The following is a 23,376-nucleotide window of genomic DNA, read 5'->3' on the forward strand; positions in this document are numbered from 1 at the left end:
ATGGCGCTAACAAAAGCAGAAGTAGCAGAAAATTTATTTGAAAAAGTTGGGCTGAGTAAGCGCGACGCAAAAGATATGGTTGAAGTTTTTTTTGAAGAAGTTCGTGAAACACTCGAAGCAGGCGAGCAAGTAAAATTGTCTGGTTTTGGGAACTTTGACCTTAGAGTTAAAAATGAACGTCCTGGACGTAACCCTAAAACGGGTGAAGATATTCCAATTTTAGCACGTAAAGTGGTGACGTTCCGCCCAGGTCAAAAACTTAAAAGTCGTGTTGAAAACGGTAACGGCGAATAAGTTAGCAAGTCAGTTTGCATTAGTATCGAATAAAATGTTGTATAAAAAAGGTTGCTTTGGCAACCTTTTTTATTGTCAAAAAAATAGCGATTCTTTCAAATAGGACTTTAAATAAGTGTATTTTTCTTGGTTTTAAAAGTACGTTTAATAGTAAGTAGCATTAACTCTTTCAATAATAATGCACCAATTGCCAGCGTTGCACCGGTAGCAATAGCATTTAACTCAAGTGGAATAGCCATAGAAAAATGCTCAGCAGTACCACGAGCAATTTCTTGATCTAAATGCCAAATGAAGTGATAAACGCCACGGAGGTAATCTGTTTGGGTAATTTGCGTTAAATGACTTGTTAGATATTCAACACGAACGGACAAACGCTCAATGAGCTCACCTGTGCTGATAATAGACGCTTCAGCATCGTCTTTGTAACGTGTGATCATGGTGATTAGATTGCCATCAAAGTGTTGCTGAGCGATGTTCTCAAATTGGTTTAATTGCGAGCTAGCTTCAGCTAATTGACCAGCGAGTCGCTGTTGATATTGCTGCATAAACTCAGGCAGTTGCACACCTAATATAAAAGTAAGCGTGAAAAAACAACGATCAATAACATTGTTAATTAAGGCAAACATAATGGCTAGTTACCCTGTTAGTATAATAGTCTCACGTTAGCACAACTACTGACAAAGTTCATCGGCAATAAAATGTTAATTCAAAAGTCAGGTTTTTCAGATATTCGTACAGAATCGATGTTAATATACTGACCATCAAAACAGTTGCTTTTGACTGAAATTCAATTGGAAACTACTAGCGATTATGCGCAGATCCTCTCATCAACCAGATAATGAAGTTACCACCTTTAATTGGCGTGTTGTTAAACTTTTACTACCCTATTTATTTGAATTCAAAGCCCGTATCTTTTTAGCCTTAGCCTGCTTAGTGCTAACAAAAGTTGCCAGCGTTTATTTGCCTTTTATTCTTAAAGATATTGTTGATATTTTAGATAATCAAGAAGAAAATCGGGTTTATTTAGTCCCCTTTGCGCTAGTGGGTGCTTATGGATTGGTAAGACTAACTACAGTTATATTTGCAGAAATTCGCGATACTTTATTTGGCAGAGTAACTGAACGGGCGATCCGCAGAATTGGCTTAAAGGTTTTTCAGCATCTACATAAGTTAGATTTAGACTTTCATTTAAATCGCCAAACCGGTGGATTATCGCGTGATATTGACCGTGGTACCTCGGGTATTAATTTTTTAATGCGCTTTATGGTTTTTAATATTATCCCCACCTTAATTGAAATTATCATGGTGGTGGGTATTTTGTTTTTCAATTATGGCATTTGGTTTGCGCTAATTACTCTATCTTCTATTATGTTCTATGTGGTGTATTCTGTTTATGCAACAGATTGGCGCACACGTTTTATACGCGAAGCCAACAAGGCAGACTCATCAAGTAACACTCGAGCTATCGACAGTTTACTTAATTATGAAACGGTAAAATACTTTACTAATGAAGACTTTGAAGCAAAAGCATACGACAGCCAATTAGCGACTTGGGAACAGGCAAAAATGAAGAATCGCTTATCTTTATTTGCCTTAAACGGTGGCCAAGCCCTTATTATCTCTTTTTCGATGACCGCTATGTTGGCCTTAGCAGCATATGAAGTTACTTATGGAAAAATGACCTTAGGTGATTTTGTGCTGATTAACGCCTTCATGATGCAACTATTTATTCCGTTAAACTTTTTAGGCTTTGTTTATCGCGAAATTAGAGGCTCATTAGCCAATATTGAGCACATGTTTGACCTGATGCTAAAGAAACCCAAAGTAGAAGATAATGACGATGCGGACACTTTGACCTTATCGGATGCGGAAATTAAATTTACCGGTGTATCGTTTGCCTATGATGTAAAAAGACCCATCATTAAAAATATATCGTTTACTATCAAGTCAGGACAAAAAGTGGCAGTAGTGGGTGAAAGTGGATCAGGAAAATCTACCTTAGTGAAGTTACTGTTTAGGTTTTACGATTGTGACAGTGGAAAAATAACTATTGATGGACAAAATATACGTCAAGTAACTCAGCACTCGCTGAGAAAAAATATTGGTATTGTGCCACAAGATACCGTGTTATTTAACGATACACTTTTTGCTAATGTTAATTATGGTGCACCTGAAGCCAATGAAGAAATGGTCAATAAGGCTTTTAAGCTGGCGCATTTATCTGACTTTGTCAGCAGATTACCCGATGGCGCAAAATCTATGGTAGGAGAGCGCGGCTTAAAGCTCTCAGGTGGTGAAAAACAACGTGTTGCTATTGCCCGTACTATTTTGAAAAACCCTCGTATTTTGGTGTTTGACGAAGCAACTTCCTCACTTGATAGTCAGTCAGAACAAGCAATACTCAGCGCCATTAAAGAAGTTGCCGAACATAGAACCAGTTTAGTGATCGCCCATAGACTATCCACGATAGTGGACGCTGATAATATTATCGTTATGCAACAAGGTGAGATTGTTGAGCAGGGTACACATCAAGGTTTATTGGTTAAAAAAGGCTATTACCACAAAATGTGGCAACTGCAACAAAGTGATAACAGCTAATAGCCTAGCGGTAGTTGAGCACTAATAATAGCCGGTTGTTGAGCACTAGTAATAGCCGGTTAGTAAGCCAATACCAGTAAGCGAACACCCATATGTAAATAAGTAGAACATTGAGAAAGTTGTTATGAGCACAATAGATGAAGTTGACCAAACCAAACAATGGCTAGAGCAAGTGATTATTGGGCTAAATTTTTGTCCATTCGCCAAAAAAGAGTTTGTTAATCAAACTATTCATTATTTTATTAGCGATAAAGAACAGCTAAAGTCAGCGCTAGTTGAATTTTTATCGCAATGTCACTACTTACATGACAATCCTGAAATAGAAACGAGTTTATTAATCTATAATCAAGGTTTTAGAGACTTTAATCGCTTTTTAGACTTGGTTGATTATGCCAATGACATTATTGTTGATCATAGTTTTGAAGGTATATTCCAAGTGGCTACCTTTCACCCTGAATATTGCTTTGCTGAGGCTGATTATGACGATGCGGGCAATTTCACCAATCGTTCTCCCTATCCTACCTTACATTTAATTCGTGAACACAGCATGGAAAAAGTACTGAGTATCTATAAAAACCCTGAGAGTATTCCAGATAATAATATCGCTTTAGCCAAGAAGAAAGGCGCTCACTATTTTAAAACCTTGTTAATGAGTATTAAAAACAATTCTTAGACCTTTTTAACGTTAAACACTGTTATTAGCAAGTTAGTGTCAAGGCATTCTATCTCCTGTAAATTGGTGTTGATGCATTCAAGTCAACGGGCTTACCCTATAACCTTGGTAAACTGGATAGGCTGAATGTTAATAACTTTTCTCTGCTTATTCACAGGTAGTGGTGAATTACGATATACTAATGGCAATTAAGACAAGCGTCAGTGATACGCTTACTCATTAGGTAATATTTTTGTGGAAAAACTTCCGGTTGAAAACGTTGGTGGTAGTGTCGAAGAAGCTGTAAAAGGTGAATATAACCTTGATGTAGCGACTATATTGAAAGAAGGCTGGCAAATAACCTTAAAATCGCGCATGGCGATTAATTTGGGGCTGTTTACCTGTTTGATGATTGGCATGTTGGTTTCAATGCTAGTGAGCAGCCAGTTGGGTGGCATTGAAGTGGCCATTCAAGATCAAAGATCAGCGACTTTACTTAATATTATCGTTACTTTAGTGGTTTATCCTTTTATCGTTGGTGTTGAAATGATGGGTATTTTCCACTCAGTTGGCTTAAAAACACGACCAAAATTAGTCTTTGGCTTTTTAAAGCGTGGCAGCTGGGTTGCTGTTAGTGCCTTATTAAGCTCAACCTTGGTTACCATCGGCTTAACATTATTTTACTTGCCTGGCATATTTTTGGCGGTAGCCTTGTCACTCGCGTTGCCTTTGGTGGTAGAAAAAAAAATGTCACCTATAAAAGCAATTTCAATAAGTATTCAAGCTATGCGTTTTCAATGGTTCAAAATTTTCGCTATTTATCTAATATTGGCTTTAGCTGTACTTATATCAGCTTTACCTGTTGTAATGGCGGGTGAATCTGAACTTAGCTTTATCGCTATCGCATTTTTTCTATTTTGTTTAGCTTATATAGTGCCTTTATTTTATAACGTAAAGGGAATTTTATACCGAGAAATATTTGGTTTACAGATGGAAATAGCCGCTGATCAAACCAAGACAATAAATGACACCTTTTCAGCCTGATTTACCGTGTTTTTCACTATATGAGACTAAAGATGACGGTGTAAGGAGCTATTAGCTTGACGATATTTAATAAGCAAAATTTTTTAGGGTTTATTTTTTTAGTTTTGCTGAGTGCGGGGTTAATCGCACCATTTACCTTCCTACCTTTGCCCCAAAGTATGCCGACTGAAGAACCGGTGCTGGTAGCACCGAAAACGGTTAAGAAGGTCATTAAGATAGTTGAGCAACCGTTACACAAGGTCACTTTACCCGACTTCGCTAAAATTCGTGATGTAAAAGAGAAAAAACGTCGTTTTTTTGCTTTTATTAAACCTACAGTACAAGCTGAAAATAAAAAAATATTGATTTTGCGTGCTGAAGTGGCACGCTTAATTGCGCAGTTAACCTTAGAACAGCCCTTTAGTGCGGAAGAACATACTTTAGTAAGCAGTTTGAGCAAAAAATATAAAGTCAGTAACAAGTTTTCTCTATTACGACAACTATATGAATTACAGCTTAAAATTGACATCATTCCACTAGCACTTGTTTTAGTGCAAGCGGCCAATGAATCTGCTTGGGGAACCTCTCGCTTTGCTCGAATAGGTTTAAACTTTTTTGGTGTATGGTGTTATAGGAAAGGTTGCGGTATGGTGCCAGGTAGCCGTAATAACGGCGCTAAGCATGAAGTTGCCGCTTATAGCTCTATTAGTTTAGGTGTCGCACGTTATTTGCACAATATTAATACCAACGGTGCTTATACGGTATTTAGATCGATTAGAGGCCAATTACGCGATCAAAAACAGCCACTAGCGCCAGAAATTCTTGCAACGGGATTAATTCGTTATTCTGAACGTGGCATAGATTATGTATTGGAATTAACTGATATGATCCGCCATAATCAACATTACTTCGCGCTATATAATAAATAAGCACTATGTAAATGTACTATTCTCAATTTATGTATAAAAATAGATTATATAAATAAATTCCAATGTTATGTCGGTTAAAAAATTTGCACTTTAATTGCCTTGAAAAAATATTACTTCCTCATTTTTTTGTCAGCAAAAGTAATAACCGATAACATAATAATAGCCTTATTATGTTATTACAGGTAACCGTTTTGCATTTTACCTTAAAGATATTATCGTCATATACTTTTGCTAAAGGCTGTTAAAACTTCAGTAATAGTGTTTTTTAGTTTGAAAAAAGGGGCGATTTTACATCAGAGATCTTGGTAAAAAACCCCTGATAAATTTCTGCGCATAATTTAGTTTAAGTGATTAAACAAGAAAAGTTGAACTAGGTGTTTAATGGCCCAATTCAACTTTATATTAGTGATGTTAGCTGATATTAATTAACATCAAGTGGTGAAATGTAACCATCGGGTTTTAATGCTAATACATCACAATTAAGCCTATCAATAACATGCTCTGCGGTGTTACCAATTAGCGCAGCCGATAAACCTGTGCGGCCAATAGTACCAAGTATGACTAATTCGGCATCTAATTCAGCGGCTATGCTTTGAATGATATCTTCCGGTAAACCTTCTTTAATATGGGTGTTTTCGGGTGCAATATTAAAGGCAGTTGCATGTGCTAACATCGCTTTTTGATGATGTTTTAACATCGAGTGATTATAATCGCTGGCATTAAACTCTGGGATTTCTATGGCGATATTAACTGGCGTACCCGGGAACGAGTTAACTAGGTGTAAATTAGCTTTCATGACTTGGGTCAGCTGTTTAGCTTCTGCTGTGATTTTGTTATTAAGTGCTTTATGTTCTTCCTCTGCACTACCAATGTTTAACGCCGCAAGAATATTACCGTTATCAGGCCACAAATGCTCTTTCACAAGTAAAACAGGGCAAGGACATTTACGTAGAATATGCCAATCGGTAGGAGTAAATATCACAGATTTGAATTTGTCGTGTTGATGAGTACCTTTAATGACAATGTCATAACCATTATCGAGTACTTGAGCAATAATTTGCTCAAAGGGACGGTTATGCCATATAACCCGACAATCGATAGAAATTCCGCTTAAATCAAGCTCAACCAGTAAAGACTCTAGCCATTGAGTGCGATCATTAATAACCGATTGGCGCATGGCTTCACGCTCATCACTTGACAGCATGGTGGTCATTTCATAAGAAAAGTCATAGATGGTCAAAAATGCCGTAATGCTAGCGCCAGTTTTACGCGCTAATTCTATTGCCCGGTTTACTGCTTTTTGCTCTTCTGTTGTTGGGTCAACAATCGCGAGTATTTTTTGATATTTTTCCATAGCTAATTCCTTTATCAATTGCCTACTAGTCTTATAACAATAGTCTACTTTGAAGCCATAATAGTTGTCTTAAATCACATTATTATGCTGTCAGCGATAAATAATATTTCACGCTAACCATAGCGTGAAATATCTTAATAAGGCAATGTAAAAAAACCGGTGTTAGCATTACATTACAGTGCGGCACATTCGTTTAATTTGTCGAAACTTAGAATAGTAATGAGTTTGCCATCAACTGCAATTAAACCATTTCTATGAAAACGGTTAAGCAAACGGCTGATGGTCTCAACGGTTAAACCAATATAGTTACCAATATCACTGCGGGTCATAGATAAACGAAACTCAGATGGAGATAAACCACGGGCATGGTAACGAATGCTTAAGGTACTGATAAATGTTGCTAGTCGTTGCTCAGCATTTTTACGGTTCAGTAATGTTAGCATTTCTTGATCTTCACGGATCTCAGTACTCATCAGACGCAAAATTTGTTTTTTTAATTTTGGCATGTTGTTCGATAAATTATCGAGCGTGTTGTAAGGAATTTCACAAACCATTGAAGTCTCTAACGCTTTAGCAAAACTTGGATGTTGAGCATTGGCAATAGCATCAAAGCCAAGCAAATCACCCGCTAAATGAAAGCCAGTAATTTGTTCTTCACCATGTTTATTAATAGTGTAGGTTTTAAATGTGCCCGAACGGATAGCGTAAAGGGCATGCATGGGTTGACCGTCGTTAAATATTTGCTCACCTTTATGGATCGGCAGCTTACGGTCGATAATATTATCTAACGATTCTAACTCTTTATCATTGAGGGAAAAGGGTAAACATAATTCACTAATACTACAGTTTTGGCAGTGAATATGCTGATGAATAGTGCATGATTTATAACTCATAATATCCTTTAAAATTTTTCATGAAGATTCCATGACTTTTTCCATGATTTTTTATATATATAATGTCTACATCAGGTACGTTATATATATAAAATGAGTATAGTATAGATTCCGTATGAAATCACTAAGCTGGCCGCCACCTTTCTAAATAGTGTATGACTCAATAATGATTTAATACTTATGGTGCCCAGTGATACTGAAAGTAAGGCAGGTAAGGTGCCTAGTCCAAAGAAAAACATGATTAAGGCACCATCAAGGGGATCGGCACTAGCCAATGCCCAAGTTAGTGTAGAATATACCAAACCACAAGGTAACCAGCCCCATAGTGCACCTAAAGCGAAAGCACTTTGCACGTTTTTAATGGGAATAAATTTTTTAGTGTGTGGGGCAATGTAGCGCCAAATATTTCTGCCTAAATGTTCGACGCGGCTTAACCCCATAAACCACTGGCCTAAATACAAACCTAATAAGATAAGAAAAATACCCGCAATAGTTTTTAACAGCGAAACAGGTAGGCCAATATTTTTGGTAGCCATTGAGCTGGTGAATGCGACAAGAGCGCCAATAAGACTATAAGAGGCGATACGGCCAAAGTTATAGGCCAATATAATCGCGTATTTTTTATGACGAGAGGTATCAGAAATAGCCGTCGTGAGCATGGTGCTGATACCACCACACATCACTATACAATGGCCTGAGCCTAATAATCCGATGACAAACGCGGAGAAAAAATCAAGGCTCATCGACTATTCTTTTTGACCTGTGCGTCTGTCTGCTCCTGTGACGTATTTTTTTTGTCTATCTGTGTTGTTATTGGCGAAGCATTATTACTTTGATGAATACTTTTTTTATCATGATCATCTTCAAATAAAATACTCAAGCCTTGCTTTTCTAAATCATCAAATTGCTCAGTTTTTACCGCCCAAAAAAAGAGGTAAATACCAATGGCGGTAAGTAACACAGCAATGGGAATTAATACGTATATCACACTCATTTTTTTAATAACCTTAAAGAATTACTTACCACTAGTATTGAACTGGCCGACATGCCAATTACTGCCATATATGGCGCTATATAGCCCATAACTGCTAGTGGCAAGACAATGGCATTATAACTAAAAGCCCAAAGGTAATTTTGCTTTATAATTCGCGCAGTATTTAACGATACCTGTCGCAGTGTTTGCACACCTTTGAGCTTATTGTTCAGTAATATCACATCCGCACCGCTTTTAGCAATATCAGTACCACTGCCCATGGCAATAGACAAATGCGCTGCGCCTAATACTGGGGTATCGTTTACGCCATCACCTATCATAGCTACAGCATGTGAGGCTTGCTGTAGTTTAATAGCGTTGACTTTGTCTTGTGCAGACAAATCTGCTTGTACACTATTAAGTTGCAGCTTTGCTTGTAGTTTATTACAGCCTTGTTGATGATCACCCGATAACATGACAGTTTTAATGTTTTCATGATGTAAAAAATTAATTAATGCTTTAGCATCTTCGCGCAGACCATCATGTAAATAAAATTCAGCAACTAAGTTATCATCTTGCATTAAAACACACTGCGCACTGTGCGCATTGTTGTCACTATTACTGAGTAGCCATGAGTTTTTACCAATTCTGTAATGCTGGCTATTAACCACACCAGAAATACCGGCACCTGGCGCAACCACCACTTGAGTTGTTGTTTGGCTAAAATCACGAAACTGGCTAAAGGCTTTTGCTAGGGGGTGAGCCGAGTGTGCCTCTAGGGCCGCTGCAATAGCCAACACTTGTTGCTGACCATCTGGAGCGTTTTTATCTGCAAATACGCCATAAATTTTTACTTCTGTAATGGTAAATTCACCCGTCGTTAAGGTACCAGTTTTATCAAAAGCCATCACCTCAATTTCCGGCATAGTTTCTAGCACATGTGCTGATTTAATCATGATCCCTTCACGGTTCAGGCGAGTGGTTGCACAAGTTAATGCCGTAGGTGTTGCTAATGACAAAGCACAGGGGCAAGTGACCACTAAAACAGATAAGGTGATCCAAAATGCTTCTGCTGGTTGATGTTGAGACCAATATATTGCGGTAACAATGGCAACAACTAGGATAATAGCAACAAAATATTGGGCTATTTTATCTGACAGTTGTGCCAATTTAGGTTTATGGCTTTGGGCGCTTTCACTTAAGCGAATTAACTGACTTAAAAATGATTCTTGGTTACTGTGATTAACTTTTGCGGTTAGGTTACCATCACCGTTTATGGTACCGGCATAAAGATTATCTAACGTTGTTTTATGCAATGGCAGTTGCTCACCAGAGAGCATGGCTTCATTGATCTGGCTAGTGCCAGTTATTATTTCACAATCTGCAGGTATAGTTTCACCGGGTTTTATTAAAATAATATCATCCGCTTTTAAATGTGTTGCTGAAATAAAACGTTCAATACCCTGTTCAATTTTAGTTGCGGTCATTGGCATTAATTTTAATAAATTTGCCGAGATGTCAGCAGCGCGGCTACGGGCCCTAAATTCTAGAAATTTACCAATGAGTAACAAAAAGGTAAACATGGAAACAGACTCGAAATACACTTCACCTTGTTGGGTAAATGTAGCCCAAACGCTAGCAAGAAAAGCCAGGCTAATGGCAATAGAGACAGGTACGTCCATTGATAGTTGTCGCGCTTTCAAGGCAAAAAAAGCACTTTTATAAAACGGAAAGGCGCCATAGCTAACAATGGGTAGGGTTAAGAAAAGGCTGGCCCAGCGCAAATACTGTACATTGTACTCAGTCATATCGGCAAAAGCACCAAAGTATAAACCAAACGCGATCATCATGACTTGCATCATTAAAATGCCTGAAATGCCTAAGCGTTTAATAAAGTTTTTGGCTTGTTTTTTATTGGCTTTTTCAGCTGTACTGGCTTTAAAGGGTAGGGCGTGATAACCAATTTTATCAATTAAACTCAGTATCTCACTGAGTTTTACTTGATTTTCTTGCCACTGGACTGTCGCTCTTTGTGTCGTGGCGTTAACATTAATTTTATTAATACCATCGATTTTCTTGATTTGCATTTCTATTAACCAAGCACATGCTGAGCAACTTATACCTTCAATGGTTAATATAGTTTCTTTAAAACCATCATGATAATAAGCAAACTCATTTTGTAAGCTTTCATCATCAAGAATTTTATTGCGTTGCAGTTGTTCAGGTATTAATACTTCGCCTTTGTGTGCTGGCGCACTGCGAAAACGGTAGTAGTCAGTTAAATGGTTGTCGACAATAGTTTGTGCTACAGCTTGGCAACCTATGCAGCACATAGGTTGGATAATATTTTCAATACTCGTGGTTAAATTAATGCCATTGGGTACGGACTCACCGCAATGAAAACAGTCTAGGTTCATTAAGCTTGGCTCATTAATTTGCTTGGGCTGTGTCCGGTGTTATCGCAATAAAATCGGATTGAGGTAGAGTGATCACAGCTTGAATTTTCCAGTGATTTTCAAACGGAGTGATGGTTAGCTGCCATTTACCGGCCACATTTTTATCAGCTTCAAAAATGTGGGTAAAGTTACCATTACCATCAGGCGTTAATACTAAAGAGAAATCCCTATCCGCTAGGGTTGGGTGATAAAAATTGACATTAAGTAAGGGGAATTCTTTTTCGATACCCGTTGGACGAATAATGAGTTGGTCGTCAACAAGTTTTAAACCAAAGCTCATGCCAAGTTTTTGCGCTTGTTTAATTTTACCCAATTCAAGGTTAATTGCTTTACCTTTTTTATAATAATCTCCAACAACCAAAGTGTCGGGATTAGTATTGGCAATAATGAAGGTGGCAATGCCGGCAACTACTACGGTAAAAGGCAATATAAATACAAACCATGCCCAAGGTTCTCGGTACCAAGATGTTTTCATGAAAATTTCTTCTTTGCTGAGAGAATGAATATTATACGACTATTTATAAGTGGTAACTATTAAAAAAGCGCTAATTTAGTGAAGTTTAATGTTTTTTAAATAAAAAAGCCTTAGTACGTTACAGTTCCAAGGCTTTGTATTTAATCGTTATTCTAACTTTTTATTCTTGCGACAAGCTATAGATATAAGCACTAATGACATGAATTTTTTGTTCACCTAGGATTTTATCCCAAGCCGGCATTACGCCAGCACGACCATTAGCAATTGACATTTCAACCGCACGCGGCGAACCACCATATAACCAAATATTATCTGTTAAGTTAGGCGCACCTAATGCAATACCCATTGCATCACTGCCTTTGCCTTCGCTACCGTGACAAGCCGCACACATGGCAAATTTAACTTTACCGGCTTCAGCTGCTTTTGTGTCAACTTCACGACCACTTAAACTTAAGACATATGCGGTAACTTCTTTAACACCTTGTTCGCCACCTAATGCTGCACTCCAAGCTATCATGCCATTTGCCTTACGGCCGTGGATGAGCGTGGCTTTGATCATTTCAGGTGAGCCACCGTATAGCCAATCTTTATCAGCTAGATTAGGAAAACCAGTAGCACCACGTGCATCAGAACCATGACACTGAGAGCAGTTTTGTAAATACAAGCGTTGTCCGACTTTACGAGCAGACGTTGCTTCATCATCATTAGCGGTTGCTAAGTCAATAATTTTACGCTCTGCGTAGGCATCAAAAATAGGGCCATATTTTTCGGTTGCAGCAATAACTTCTCGGTCGTACTGTACCAGCAAGCCCGCTGCTTTCGCATTAGCAATGCTTGCCTTTGATTCTGATAAATTTAAAATGCCTTGGTTAGAACTCTTCCAACCTAATAGGCCTTGAAAATTACCTAAACCTGGATAAAGTAGTAAATAGCCAAAACCCCAGATAATGGTTAATAAGAAGAAGGTACTCCACCATTTCGGTAATGGGTTGTTCAATTCTTCAATACCGTCAAAGACATGACCCGTAGGCTCACCTTCTTCAACGCCTGCAAAGTTCTTTAAGCAATAGTTCAATAGTAGATAACAACCCACTAATGTACCCAAGGTAAGAACAGTAATCCAAATACTCCAGAAGCTAGACATTGTTATTAGTCTCCTGTTTATTATTTTTTTCAGAGTGCTTTAATTCAGTTTCAGTTTCAGTATCTTCTTCAAAAATTGAATTTGCCGCTTCATCAAACGCTGACTTGCGTTTTTTTGAATACGACCAAACCACAATGACAATAAATAATGCCAATATTAATAGGGCAACTAGCCCTCTAAGTGTGCCGTAGTCTATAGTTATCATTTCAGCGCATGACCTAGAGATTGTAAATATGCAATTAGTGCCGTCATCTCTGTTTTACCTGCAACTGCATTTTTTGCATTAGCAAGCTCAGTTTCAGAGTAAAGTGGAATAGCATTACCTTGCTCATCTTTATGGCTACGATTACGGGTTAAGAAATTAAATGTTGATAATTTCTTTTCCGTTAATTCGCCATCAAGCTTAGTTTCAGCTAACCATTTAAATGAAGGCATATTTGACTCAGGTACCACTGAACGAGGGTCAAGTAAATGCGCAAGATGCCAATCGTCGCTGTAACGACCACCAACACGGGCTAAATCAGGGCCTGTTCGCTTAGAGCCCCATAAAAATGGATGTTCCCATACGCCTTCACCGGCAACAGAGTAGTGACCGTAACGCTCAGTTTCAGCACGGAAAGGGCGGATCATTTGGCTGTGACAAACGTTACAGCCTTCGCGAATATATATATCACGACCTTCCATCTCTAAAGCGGTATAAGGTCTTAGGTTATCAACCGGTGTTGTGGTAGCTTTTTGAAAGAACAACGGCGTAACTTCAACTAAACCACCAATGCTGATTGCAAGAAGAGTAAAAATAGCAAACAGACCAACATTTTTTTCAAATTTTTCATGTTTATTTTTCATTGTCGGCTCCCTAACTTATTTCAATTGGCTTAAGACTATTGTCTTTAGCATAGATTGTTTTGTACATGTTATAAGCCATCAGTAAGAAACCAGCAACAACCAATACACCACCAACAAAACGCATAAAGTAGAACGGTTTAGAGGCAACTAAACTTTCAACAAAGCTGTAAGTTAACGTACCGTCAGTGTTAACAGCTCTCCACATTAACCCTTGCATGACACCCGAAATCCACATCGCTACTATGTACAAAACGATACCTGATGTGTGTAACCAGAAATGCATATTGATCAACCTAGTGCTGTACATGCGACCTTGATTAAATAACACAGGAATTAAATGGTACATAGCGCCAATTGTCACCATAGCAACCCAACCTAATGCACCTGAATGTACATGACCTATAGTCCAATCTGTGTAATGAGATAATGCATTCACTGATTTAATTGCCATCATAGGGCCTTCAAAGGTAGACATACCGTAAAAGGATAATGAAACAATTAAGAAGCGCAAAATAGGGTCGTAGCGAAGTTTATGCCACGCACCAGAAAGCGTCATAATACCGTTAATCATACCACCCCAAGAAGGTAAGAATAATACGATTGACATTACCATACCCACTGACTGAGCCCAGTCAGGTAGTGCAGTGTAATGTAAATGATGAGGACCAGCCCAAATGTACAATGAAATTAATGCCCAAAAATGAACAATTGACAAACGGTAAGAATAAACTGGACGTTCAGCTTGTTTTGGTACGAAGTAATACATCATACCCAAGAAACCTGCAGTCAGTAAGAAGCCTACGGCATTGTGTCCATACCACCACTGCATCATAGCATCGATAGCGCCAGAATATATTGAGTAGGACTTAAACATCGACACCGGAATAACCATGCTATTTCCGATGTGTAATACCGCTACAGTGAGGATAAAACCACCAAAAAACCAGTTTGCAACATAGATGTGAGATGTCTTACGTTTGACTAAGGTGCCGAAAAATACAATGGCGTAACTAATCCAAACCACAGCAATTAAAATGTCAATCGGCCATTCTAATTCTGCATACTCCTTACTTGAAGTGTAACCCATAGGCAAAGTGATAATGGCAAGCACGATAACAGCTTGCCAGCCCCAAAAGGTAAAGGCGACTAATTTTCCACCAAACAAAACTGATTTACAGGTGCGCTGAACAACATAATATGAAGTAGCGAAAAGTGCGCTGGTGCCAAAAGCAAAAATTACCACATTGGTATGCAGCGGACGAAGACGAGAATAGGTTAACCAAGGTGTTTCAAAATTTAGTGCAGGCCAAATCAATTGCGCAGCAATAAGTACACCTAATGAAGTACCAAAGATCCCCCAAATAACTGTCATTACGGTGAATTGACGCACCACATTGAAGTTATATGACGGATGTTCAAGCGTTGTTGTCATTTTAATTGTTCCGTTACTAAGTTAAATTTTGCAATTTTCTGTAAAAAATAAACTTTTTCATGAAAAATGCTGAGAAGCTATGTTATTTGTAATTTTACCTTTCGCCTATGCTATAAATCAACCGTAAATCTTGATTTAAATCAACAAAAAAATCCTGTTGCTGCAATATCGTCCAATAAGTCAATAAGCAAGTGCTGATTAACTTATTTACTCGTTTTTTTGCTAGAAAAAAAAGACCATTTAAAGCGGGCTAATTTAGCGGAAACAGTGAATCCATTTGTGGTTGATATTTACACAATTAAATTGAAGGTAAATGATAATGACTCAATAATATTTGGCAGATACGTTATGCAAACATCGAAGAGCTAACTATATGATACGCTTTTCAAACTATTTAACACTAGATACTGTGTTTAATTTAAGAAATGCTTGGCTGAAAATTCTCTGTTTAAAACTAAAAAAATCACCAGTCAACTGTAATAATAGTTCAGTTCATGTTGTCATTTTTTCTTTGACCCTACTTTAATTACTAAGTATTACGGGGCTAATCTTGTGTAAGATCATAGCAAAAGTGAACTCTTCGGTTTTTGTTTGAAATTTGCTGTGACGCATTAAATAAAGCCAATAAAAAAGTGATAAATATCACCAAGGTTTGTGTATCATGACTGACAAATATCTTTCTTTTATAGCACGTCATGAATATTTCCAAAAAATTAGCGCAAGGCATTTTATTAATATGGTCAGCCATTCTATTAACCGCTTGTAGTCCCCAAGATAAGGTTAACCTAGCGGCGGGTGTTAAGAGTGTACGCACTGCACAGTGCATTGCTCAGCAAAGCCAATGTCAATTCGACTTAGCTGGAGGGCAAGTTCAAGTCTTATTTAATGTTGATAGAATAGTTGCTGAGCAGGCATTTAATATGGTGCTGAATTATCAAGGTACACAAGCACTGACCAGCGTTAGTGGTTATCTTGAAGGGGTTAACATGTATATGGGCAAAATACCTTTGTTTATTGATGAGGACTTTCCTAACAATAGATTGAATAACAAAACATCAGATAATTTAAAACCAGAGCCAATCGATATAACCCAGCTAAAGCTAGATAGTGAATTTGATAATGAAGCAGCGAGTAAACAAGTGTTTAAATCAGACATACTTGTTGGCAGTTGTTCCGCAGAGGAAATGACATGGCGTATATGGTTAACCTTCACCACCGTTGAACAAAAAACCTATACAAAAATGTTAACTGTGGCGAGTTACCGAAGCTAAAAGCTCTAAAATCATATGAGTTTTATTTAGTGGGTGATCTTGTTGTACGCAGATTTTTTTACCAGGTCAAATCACCGGTGCTAATAACATAATAAAATTAGTCTATGCCACTAGAAATTATCATTAGCTAGTCATACGCTTTAAACATTCGCCTGTGAATTCATACCCTAATCATAAGTTTTGTATTACTGTTAAGTGCAAAGGCTTCGTTTAACTTATATCAGCTAATGGCTAGCCAAAGAGCAACTAATATCATTAAACTGCCTGATATTCTATTAAGTAGTTGTACATTGTTTCTTTGGGTTAATAGCTTACCAATAGTTTTTCCACCCGTGGCGTATAGGGTCATACAAACAAATTCTGATATTAATATTACCGCAACTAAAATGCTTAATTGTGGTGCCAATGGCAGGGTTTGGCTAATAAAAGGTGGTAATAGCGAAATCATAAATGCCCAACCTTTTGGATTAGCAATGGCAGTAAAAAATCCTTGTTGAAATAAGCTGCGCTTTTTAATGATTTGCTGGTGTTGATTTGAATTGGTCAAAAGTTTGCCTTTAGCCCGGCACATATTAATACCAACATATAATAAATATAATGCCCCAATTATTTTAAACGCTTGAAATAATCCTGGGAACTTATTCATTATTGTCGCAACACCTAATACAGAGGCAATAGCTACAGTAGCAACACCCAGTAACTCCCCATACATCATCCATAATGTTTTTCTCACTCCGATGGTAATTCCTAAGCTCATGGCTAATGTCATACACATACCTGGCGTTAAGCTAACAATAAAAAATGTTGGGATAAATAAGCTGAGCAGGGTGATGTCAATCAAGGTGAAACTTCCAGTAAAAAAGGATAAGTAAATATGTCGACGATAATAACGTAACTTCACTGATTAAAGAAAATTTATATCCAATATTTTTATTAAACCTTAAGGATTTCTTAAGAAAAATCAAATAAGATTAGGGCCTTAAAACTAGACCAATGAATTTTACTGTTTATGCCAAAAAATTTACCAAAATCATGTAATACCTTTGCTGTATTGGCGTTATTACTCTCCTTGTTGCTGGTTAAACATACTCAGGCGATGTCGATACCAGAAACTAAGTTGCAGCAAACCTTAGCCGAACACCGAGGACAAGTAGTCTATCTTGATTTCTGGGCTTCTTGGTGCGGGCCATGTCGTAAGTCATTTCCTTGGATGAACGAAATGCAGCAAAAATATCGTGATCAGGGTTTTGTCATCATTAGTGTCAATCTTGATGCAGATAAAACATTAGCAACAGAATTTTTGTTAGAAACCCCGGCAAATTTCTTAGTTATCTATGACCCCAAAGGTGACATCGCACAAAAATTTGATATTCAAGGTATGCCAAGTAGCTTATTAATTGACAAGCAGGGTAACGTGCAGCAGGCACATACAGGTTTTTTTACTAAAAAAGTAAAGCTTTATGAAACACAATTAACGGCGTTATTAGCCGTTAAATATAGAGTAGGTTTATGAAAACATTTCAAATCAAAAAAAATTACTTTAATGCAGGTTTACCTTCGCAAATAATTAAGTGTTCTTTATTGTCAGCGGCAATCTTTTTAGCCAGTGGCTGTTCATCATTAGGTGTACAACCATGGGAGCGTGATTTATTAGCAAAAGAAGAGATGGCGTTAACCTCTTCACCTATAGATTCTGCACTTGATGATCATATCTATTTCAGCAAAGAAGCATCAAGTGGTGGTAAAGGTTTTGGTGGTGGAGGTTGCGGATGCAATTAACTCACAAAAAGGCGCCAATAAACATTAAGGCCGCATTGACTATTGCTACCTCGGCGCTGTTAGGCACATTACCTGTTATTGCCAATGCAGCAGACGACACAATGACGCCTGCAAAAGCACAGCAAGAATCGTCTTGGGATTTTGAGAGTGCATTTTTATATTATAGTGAAAGCGATCGCGTTTCAGCCGCCGAAGCGGTTATAAGCGCTCAAAAAACTCTTGAAAATGAAGCAGTATTGAATCTAAAGTTAACCATAGATTCACTCACCGGTGCTTCAGCTACTGGCGCAGCGGCACAGCCGAATGTGCAAACATTTACCCGACCTTCAGGCAAGGGAAGTTATCAAACGCAAGCGGGCAAAACCCCGTTAGACGACACATTTAAAGATACTCGCGTGCAGCTAAATGCCCAGTGGACTCAGCCGTTAGCAGAAAAATATACCGGTAGTGCAGGTGTTCATATTTCAAAAGAATATGATTATTTATCACTGGGTGTTAATGGCAACCTTGCCTATGACTTTAACAATAAAAACTCAACATTTTCAGTAGGGTTAAGTTACTTTCAAGACACTTTTGAACCAGAAGGTGGTATTCCATTAGCTTTCGCATCAATGCCATTAGCTTATGATAATGATGACGACGAATATAGCATTGACGAAGGGGGTGAAGATGAGACAGTAAATAGCGCTGGTAAAACCGCTTTTAATGCTACGCGCAGAACAGACAGTGACAACAAAACGACTGCAGATATCATGTTTGGTTTTACGCAAGTTATCAATCGTCGCATGATCACCCAGTTTAATTACTCTTACTCAAAAGTTGATGGTTATTTAAACGACCCTTTTAAAATGTTAAGTTTGGTCAATAGCGAAGGCATTGCGCAAGACTATCTTTACGAAAACCGGCCTAACAGTCGCGTTAAGCAAAGTGTATTTGCACAAACTAAATACCACTTTGAACAAAACGTTATTGATATCTCTTATCGTTATATGTGGGATGACTGGGCAATAGACTCTCATACTATTGACTCAAGGTTGAGAATACCTTTGTCTGGTCAAAGTTATATCGAGCCTCATATTAGATTTTATCAACAAAGTGCTGCTGACTTTTACCAACCATTTTTAGCACAATCGAATGCCATTCCAGGGTTTGCTAGTGCAGATTATCGGATTGGAGAAATGAGTGCATACACCTTAGGGGTGAAGTACGGTATGAAGCTTAGCGACGGTAATGATTTGTCGTTTAGGCTAGAGTATTATCGACAAGACCCTAAAAACTCAGGTTACCAAGCACCGGGTGCGCTAGCAGAAGTTGAATTATATGAAAGTGTAGAAGCGATTATCGCTCAAGTTAGCTATTCATTTTAATCTCGCTTAACTTAACTTAAATACGCAGGGACGTGTTGAAAAATAAAGTGGCAGTAAAAAATTGGACAACACTTGAAGAAAAATCCGATTAGACAGCTTGAAATAACAGCAACTGATGACGGTTATTGTCTGCGTTTTTATGCCATGGCCAGTCCTTGTGAAGTACTAGTGGCTAGCAAGGACAACCAGCTTGCATTGACCTTAGGTGAGCTTATTGCTGATGAAGTATGGCGCATTGAAGATAAATATTCACGTTATCAAGCCACCAGTGTTTGTACCGCTATAAATAATAGTGGCGGTCAGGCGCTAGCTATCGATCAAGAAACCTATTTGTTATTAAACTTTGCCGATACTTGCTATCAACTTAGCGATGGTGTTTTTGACATAACATCAGGGGTATTACGGCAAGTTTGGCAATTTGATGGTAGCGACAATATACCTCGAGGTATAGATGTACAAAAAAGCTTAGAAAACATCGGTTGGCATAAAGTTGTTTTTGATGAACATCAAATAATTATGCCAAACCATATGGAAATCGACTTTGGCGGCATCGGTAAAGAATACGCAGTAGATAGAGCGATGATCATTGCCAACGAATTTACTCAATTACCGCTACTGGTTAATTTAGGTGGAGATTTAGCCGCTAATAAACCCCGTAAAAACAATGTGCCATGGCAAGTAGGCATTGAACACCCAGGTTTTATTGAACGCAAGCCTATGGTGGTGAGTTTGTTAAAAGGCGCATTAGCCACTAGCGGTGACGCAAAGCGCTTTTTATTCAAAGATAACGTTCGTTATAGCCATATTTTAAATGCAAAAACCGGTTGGCCAGTTGTACAGGCACCACGCTCTATTACAGTAGTTGCACCACAATGTATTCAAGCCGGAATATTAGCCACATTAGCTTTAATGCAGGGGCCGCAGGCGGAAGGTTTTTTGACTGAGCAAGAGATTAAGTTTTGGGCTATTCGTTAACGTCCCTATTACTACGTATAGTGCGTAAATTTATTGTTCCTATAGCCGTGTTTAAAATAGCGGCGTTTGAGCAGCATTTACGTCACGTTAATACCTTGGTCTGGTAAATAATCACCAGTAAAATAACCGCTGAGTAACTAAAATCTGTAGTTTGATATTTAATGAGTAATGCAACAAGTACATTGTATTAATTAGGTATTTCTAGCGTTTTGTGAGGAATACCGTTAGTCTGATAGGTGATTTAAATTCACCATTAATTTTATGACTTTTAAACTATGGTGAATAAACTTTAGGAGAATTAAGTTGAGTTATATTCGTGAAAAACGTCAGCAAATATTGGTAGGTGCTGGCGCCTTATTACTGTCGATGAGTGCTTGTGCTCAGGATAATTTCATTGCAGCGTATCAATCGTTTGATACTGACGCGATAAAAGCTGATGTAAAAACATTATCGTCAGATAAATTCGCTGGCCGTGAACCATCAACTGAAGGTGAAACATTAACCACCAATATGTTGATTTCGAGATTCAAAAAACTAGGTTTAACGCCTGGCAATGGCGAGAGTTATCTTCAAGCCGTACCGATGAATAGTATAGTGAGTGAGCCAGTTGGTACATTAACCATTGCCGACATAGCCTTTGATTTTCCTAAAAACTATGTTGCTAGCTCACGTCAAACACGTGAACAAATTAGCCTTGAAAATTCTGAGTTAGTTTTCGTTGGTTACGGTATCAACGCACCTGAATATCAATGGAATGATTATAAAAATATTGATGTGAAAGGAAAGACTGTTGTGGTGTTAGTTAACGACCCAGGTTATGCCTCACAAGACCCCGCACTGTTTGACGGCAATACCATGACCTATTATGGGCGCTGGACTTATAAATATGAAGAAGCGGCCCGTCAAGGAGCTGCTGGCGCTATTATAGTGCATGAAACCAAACCGGCTAGCTATGGTTGGAATGTTATCGAAAGCAGCTGGACTGGCGCGCAATACCATCTACCAGCTAAAGAAGTGAATGAAGCCGTTGTTGATGTTGAAATGTGGATCAGCACAGACAAAGCACACGAGTTAATGGCAAAAGCTGGTTTAGATTTTAATACCTTAAAAGCGCAAGCATTGTCAAATGAATTTCAAGCTGTGCCACTTAAACTCAGCGCTAACATCAAAGTTAACAATAGTATTACAGCCTCAGTATCTAATAATGTTATCGCGACAATTCCAGGTCGCACTAGCCCTGATGAACATGTTATCTATATGGGACATTGGGATCATCTAGGCTCTACCGTTATTGACGGTAAAACCCTTTACTTTAATGGAGCACATGATAACGCCACAGGTACAGCAGGTTTAATGCATATTGCTAAAGCCTATAAAGCGTTAGACAAAGCCCCTGAACGCTCAGTAACCTTTATGGCGGCAACAGCTGAAGAGCAAGGGCGTTTGGGCTCACGTTATTTTGCCAACCACCCAACCATGCCATTAAATAAAGTAGTAGGTTTGATCAACATGGACAGCTTAGACATTTCAGGCTTGAAAACAGACTTAACTGTCGTGGGTTTTGGTAAGTCGGCACTTGAAGATTACTTAGCAAAAGCGGCTAAAAGCCAAGGCCGTATCCTAACACCTGAGCAAACCCCTGAACGTGGCTATTATTATCGTTCAGACCACTTTAGTTTGGCAAAGAAAGGCGTACCGGCATTAAGTGCTGGTGGTGGCTCTACTTGGCTTAATGCCGAGCAAAAAGCCATTGGTGAGCAAGTGTCTGCTTTAGTTGCTAAGTGTTACCACCAAACCTGTGACGAATACAATGAAAATTGGGGTTGGCAGGGTATGATCGCAGAGCTGCAAGTCTTCTTTGAAACAGGCTATATGTTAAGCAATACCAAAGACTGGCCAAATTGGCGTGAAGGCAGTGAGTTTAAAGTCGCTCGCGATGCCATGATGAAATAAGTTATTAAGCTTAAAATATCAATACAGGGCTAGATGAAAATCTAGCCCTTTTTTATAGGCTAATTTATATAAGCACTTTTTAAACAAGCTCTTTTAAAATAAACCCTCTTGAAATAAACAATTTTGAAATAAACAATTTTGAAATAAACAATAATGACAAATGCTTATTAATTACAAGAGCACAGTTTGTTGTTCTAGCCACTGCGCTAATGAGGCATTGTTTTTCTTTAATGTAACCGCTAGTAATAAAACTATTAACCCTTGGCTCTTTTGTAGTGAATTGTTGCGTCTAAGATTGAACTAGCTATTTATATTTTTCTTATCAGGTTAATGACACGTTTAACGGTTGTCAGACTAAAGTCCGACCTACAAAGAAATTACCTAAATTTACATCATCACTCGTAGGCTTTATGTAGGATGGACTTCAGTCCATCAGGTTAAATGAAATTTAACTGCTTTTGGTATTAAGACTAATTAATGAAAATAATATTTGCTGCTGATGTTTTTTGGCCTATAGCATTAACCACTCGTTTAACGGTTGTCAGACTAAAGTCCGACCTACAAAGAAATCACCTAAATCTACATCATCACTCGTAGGTTCTATGTAGGTGGACTTCAGTCCATCAGGTTAAATGAAATTTAACTGCTTTTGGTATTAAGACTAATTAAGGAAAATAATATTTGCTGCTGATGTTTTTTGGCCTATAGCATTAACCACTCGTTTAACGGTTGTCAGACTAAAGTCCAACCGACAAAAAATTACCTAAATCTACATCATCACTCGTAGGCTCTATGTAGGATGGACTTCAGTCCATCAGGTTAAATGAAATTTAACTGCTTTTGGTATTAAGACTAATTAATGAAAATAATATTTGCTGCTGATGTTTTTTGGCCTATAGCATTAACCACTCGTTAACGGTTGTCTGGCTAAAGTTCGACCGACAAAGAAATGACAAATGCTT

Annotated in this window: 23 protein-coding genes; 11 read left to right on the top strand and 12 right to left on the bottom strand. The window is 38.1% G+C overall.

Features of this window, described 5'->3' with window-relative positions; all coding sequences use genetic code 11:
• Positions 1-294: an integration host factor subunit alpha gene (locus H4J46_RS01850; protein WP_182231874.1), complete on the top strand. Its 294-nt coding sequence runs from the start codon at positions 1-3 to the stop codon at positions 292-294.
• Positions 295-401: 107 nt separating this feature from the next.
• On the opposite strand, the gene H4J46_RS01855 is transcribed toward H4J46_RS01850, so the two are convergent.
• The gene (locus H4J46_RS01855) at positions 402-920 is read right to left on the bottom strand and encodes a DUF2937 family protein (RefSeq protein WP_182231875.1); all 519 of its coding nucleotides are present in this window, start codon (positions 918-920) and stop codon (positions 402-404) included.
• 184 nt (positions 921-1,104) lie between these two features.
• On the opposite strand from H4J46_RS01855, the gene H4J46_RS01860 reads away from it, so the two are divergent.
• The 4 genes from H4J46_RS01860 to H4J46_RS01875 all read left to right on the top strand — a co-directional run bounded on the left by H4J46_RS01860 (position 1,105) and on the right by H4J46_RS01875 (position 5,496).
• Positions 1,105-2,892 carry an ABC transporter ATP-binding protein/permease gene (locus H4J46_RS01860; RefSeq protein WP_182231876.1) on the top strand — a complete coding sequence of 596 codons (1,788 nt, stop codon included), beginning with the start codon at positions 1,105-1,107 and terminating at the stop codon, positions 2,890-2,892.
• 124 nt (positions 2,893-3,016) lie between these two features.
• The gene (locus H4J46_RS01865) at positions 3,017-3,565 is read left to right on the top strand and encodes a DUF1415 domain-containing protein (RefSeq protein WP_182231877.1); all 549 of its coding nucleotides are present in this window, start codon (positions 3,017-3,019) and stop codon (positions 3,563-3,565) included.
• 234 nt (positions 3,566-3,799) lie between these two features.
• A complete protein-coding gene (locus H4J46_RS01870) occupies positions 3,800-4,588 on the top strand; it encodes a hypothetical protein (protein ID WP_182231878.1) in 789 nt (262 codons plus the stop codon).
• Positions 4,589-4,644: 56 nt separating this feature from the next.
• Entirely contained in the window at positions 4,645-5,496 is an 852-nt protein-coding gene (locus tag H4J46_RS01875) for a glucosaminidase domain-containing protein (RefSeq protein WP_259365648.1), read from the top strand.
• A gap of 421 nt (positions 5,497-5,917) precedes the next feature.
• Here H4J46_RS01875 and uspE read toward each other — a convergent pair whose 3' ends face one another.
• From uspE to ccoN, 10 genes are all read right to left on the bottom strand, one after another.
• On the bottom strand, positions 5,918-6,850 hold the full coding sequence (gene uspE / locus H4J46_RS01880) for a universal stress protein UspE (protein ID WP_182231879.1): 933 nt from the start codon (positions 6,848-6,850) through the stop codon (positions 5,918-5,920).
• 173 nt (positions 6,851-7,023) lie between these two features.
• Positions 7,024-7,743, bottom strand: coding sequence for a fumarate/nitrate reduction transcriptional regulator Fnr (fnr, locus tag H4J46_RS01885; protein ID WP_182231880.1), 720 nt, complete (start codon positions 7,741-7,743; stop codon positions 7,024-7,026).
• An 80-nt stretch (positions 7,744-7,823) separates the two neighbouring features.
• Positions 7,824-8,486 (bottom strand): sulfite exporter TauE/SafE family protein, encoded by a 663-nt coding sequence (locus H4J46_RS01890; RefSeq protein WP_182231881.1) that lies wholly within the window; start codon positions 8,484-8,486, stop codon positions 7,824-7,826.
• Complete coding sequence (gene ccoS / locus H4J46_RS01895; protein ID WP_182231882.1) at positions 8,483-8,737, bottom strand: cbb3-type cytochrome oxidase assembly protein CcoS; 255 nt, start codon at positions 8,735-8,737, stop codon at positions 8,483-8,485. Before ccoS ends, H4J46_RS01890 begins: the two co-directional genes overlap by 4 nt.
• Positions 8,734-11,133, bottom strand: a complete 2,400-nt coding sequence (locus H4J46_RS01900; protein ID WP_182231883.1) for a heavy metal translocating P-type ATPase — start codon at positions 11,131-11,133, stop codon at positions 8,734-8,736. Before H4J46_RS01900 ends, ccoS begins: the two co-directional genes overlap by 4 nt.
• 13 nt (positions 11,134-11,146) lie before the next feature.
• Positions 11,147-11,647, bottom strand: a complete 501-nt coding sequence (locus H4J46_RS01905) for a FixH family protein (protein ID WP_182231884.1) — start codon at positions 11,645-11,647, stop codon at positions 11,147-11,149.
• 160 nt (positions 11,648-11,807) lie between these two features.
• Positions 11,808-12,791 carry a cytochrome-c oxidase, cbb3-type subunit III gene (gene ccoP / locus H4J46_RS01910; protein WP_182231885.1) on the bottom strand — a complete coding sequence of 328 codons (984 nt, stop codon included), beginning with the start codon at positions 12,789-12,791 and terminating at the stop codon, positions 11,808-11,810.
• Positions 12,784-12,996, bottom strand: a complete 213-nt coding sequence (locus H4J46_RS01915; RefSeq protein ID WP_220462903.1) for a cbb3-type cytochrome c oxidase subunit 3 — start codon at positions 12,994-12,996, stop codon at positions 12,784-12,786. The genes ccoP and H4J46_RS01915 overlap by 8 nt, the downstream gene beginning before the upstream one ends.
• Positions 12,993-13,637: a cytochrome-c oxidase, cbb3-type subunit II gene (gene ccoO / locus H4J46_RS01920; protein WP_182231886.1), complete on the bottom strand. Its 645-nt coding sequence runs from the start codon at positions 13,635-13,637 to the stop codon at positions 12,993-12,995. Before ccoO ends, H4J46_RS01915 begins: the two co-directional genes overlap by 4 nt.
• A gap of 10 nt (positions 13,638-13,647) precedes the next feature.
• A complete protein-coding gene (ccoN, locus tag H4J46_RS01925; RefSeq protein WP_182231887.1) occupies positions 13,648-15,069 on the bottom strand; it encodes a cytochrome-c oxidase, cbb3-type subunit I in 1,422 nt (473 codons plus the stop codon).
• 695 nt (positions 15,070-15,764) lie between these two features.
• Between ccoN and H4J46_RS01930 the strand changes: the two genes are divergently transcribed.
• Positions 15,765-16,340: a hypothetical protein gene (locus H4J46_RS01930; protein WP_182231888.1), complete on the top strand. Its 576-nt coding sequence runs from the start codon at positions 15,765-15,767 to the stop codon at positions 16,338-16,340.
• 220 nt (positions 16,341-16,560) lie between these two features.
• Here the strand turns inward: H4J46_RS01930 and H4J46_RS01935 are convergent, their stop codons facing one another.
• On the bottom strand, positions 16,561-17,181 hold the full coding sequence (locus tag H4J46_RS01935) for a LysE family translocator (RefSeq protein WP_182231889.1): 621 nt from the start codon (positions 17,179-17,181) through the stop codon (positions 16,561-16,563).
• Between the two features lie 168 nt (positions 17,182-17,349).
• Here H4J46_RS01935 and H4J46_RS01940 point away from each other — a divergent pair, with 168 nt between their 5' ends.
• The 5 genes from H4J46_RS01940 to H4J46_RS01960 all read left to right on the top strand — a co-directional run bounded on the left by H4J46_RS01940 (position 17,350) and on the right by H4J46_RS01960 (position 22,414).
• A complete protein-coding gene (locus H4J46_RS01940) occupies positions 17,350-17,853 on the top strand; it encodes a TlpA disulfide reductase family protein (protein WP_182231890.1) in 504 nt (167 codons plus the stop codon).
• Positions 17,850-18,119, top strand: coding sequence for a DUF4266 domain-containing protein (locus tag H4J46_RS01945; RefSeq protein WP_259365649.1), 270 nt, complete (start codon positions 17,850-17,852; stop codon positions 18,117-18,119). Before H4J46_RS01940 ends, H4J46_RS01945 begins: the two co-directional genes overlap by 4 nt.
• Positions 18,110-19,486, top strand: a complete 1,377-nt coding sequence (locus tag H4J46_RS01950; protein ID WP_182231891.1) for a DUF3570 domain-containing protein — start codon at positions 18,110-18,112, stop codon at positions 19,484-19,486. The genes H4J46_RS01945 and H4J46_RS01950 overlap by 10 nt, the downstream gene beginning before the upstream one ends.
• A 72-nt stretch (positions 19,487-19,558) precedes the next feature.
• Positions 19,559-20,461, top strand: a complete 903-nt coding sequence (locus H4J46_RS01955) for an FAD:protein FMN transferase (protein WP_259365650.1) — start codon at positions 19,559-19,561, stop codon at positions 20,459-20,461.
• A 303-nt stretch (positions 20,462-20,764) separates the two neighbouring features.
• The gene (locus tag H4J46_RS01960; RefSeq protein ID WP_259365651.1) at positions 20,765-22,414 is read left to right on the top strand and encodes a M28 family metallopeptidase; all 1,650 of its coding nucleotides are present in this window, start codon (positions 20,765-20,767) and stop codon (positions 22,412-22,414) included.
• Positions 22,415-23,376 lie beyond the last annotated feature (962 nt).

This window comes from Colwellia sp. MB02u-6 (assembly GCF_014077095.1).
Taxonomy (GTDB): Bacteria; Pseudomonadota; Gammaproteobacteria; order Enterobacterales; family Alteromonadaceae; genus Cognaticolwellia.

Coding starts and splice junctions, on each gene's coding strand:
- H4J46_RS01850 (WP_182231874.1), top strand. CDS start 1: ATGGCGCTAACAAAAGCAGAAGTAGCAGAAAATTTATTTGAAAAAGTT.
- H4J46_RS01855 (WP_182231875.1), bottom strand. CDS start 920: ATGTTTGCCTTAATTAACAATGTTATTGATCGTTGTTTTTTCACGCTT.
- H4J46_RS01860 (WP_182231876.1), top strand. CDS start 1,105: ATGCGCAGATCCTCTCATCAACCAGATAATGAAGTTACCACCTTTAAT.
- H4J46_RS01865 (WP_182231877.1), top strand. CDS start 3,017: ATGAGCACAATAGATGAAGTTGACCAAACCAAACAATGGCTAGAGCAA.
- uspE (WP_182231879.1), bottom strand. CDS start 6,850: ATGGAAAAATATCAAAAAATACTCGCGATTGTTGACCCAACAACAGAA.
- fnr (WP_182231880.1), bottom strand. CDS start 7,743: ATGAGTTATAAATCATGCACTATTCATCAGCATATTCACTGCCAAAAC.
- H4J46_RS01890 (WP_182231881.1), bottom strand. CDS start 8,486: ATGAGCCTTGATTTTTTCTCCGCGTTTGTCATCGGATTATTAGGCTCA.
- ccoS (WP_182231882.1), bottom strand. CDS start 8,737: ATGAGTGTGATATACGTATTAATTCCCATTGCTGTGTTACTTACCGCC.
- H4J46_RS01900 (WP_182231883.1), bottom strand. CDS start 11,133: ATGAACCTAGACTGTTTTCATTGCGGTGAGTCCGTACCCAATGGCATT.
- H4J46_RS01905 (WP_182231884.1), bottom strand. CDS start 11,647: ATGAAAACATCTTGGTACCGAGAACCTTGGGCATGGTTTGTATTTATA.
- ccoP (WP_182231885.1), bottom strand. CDS start 12,791: ATGTCTAGCTTCTGGAGTATTTGGATTACTGTTCTTACCTTGGGTACA.
- H4J46_RS01915 (WP_220462903.1), bottom strand. CDS start 12,996: ATGATAACTATAGACTACGGCACACTTAGAGGGCTAGTTGCCCTATTA.
- ccoO (WP_182231886.1), bottom strand. CDS start 13,637: ATGAAAAATAAACATGAAAAATTTGAAAAAAATGTTGGTCTGTTTGCT.
- ccoN (WP_182231887.1), bottom strand. CDS start 15,069: ATGACAACAACGCTTGAACATCCGTCATATAACTTCAATGTGGTGCGT.
- H4J46_RS01930 (WP_182231888.1), top strand. CDS start 15,765: ATGAATATTTCCAAAAAATTAGCGCAAGGCATTTTATTAATATGGTCA.
- H4J46_RS01940 (WP_182231890.1), top strand. CDS start 17,350: ATGCCAAAAAATTTACCAAAATCATGTAATACCTTTGCTGTATTGGCG.
- H4J46_RS01945 (WP_259365649.1), top strand. CDS start 17,850: ATGAAAACATTTCAAATCAAAAAAAATTACTTTAATGCAGGTTTACCT.
- H4J46_RS01950 (WP_182231891.1), top strand. CDS start 18,110: ATGCAATTAACTCACAAAAAGGCGCCAATAAACATTAAGGCCGCATTG.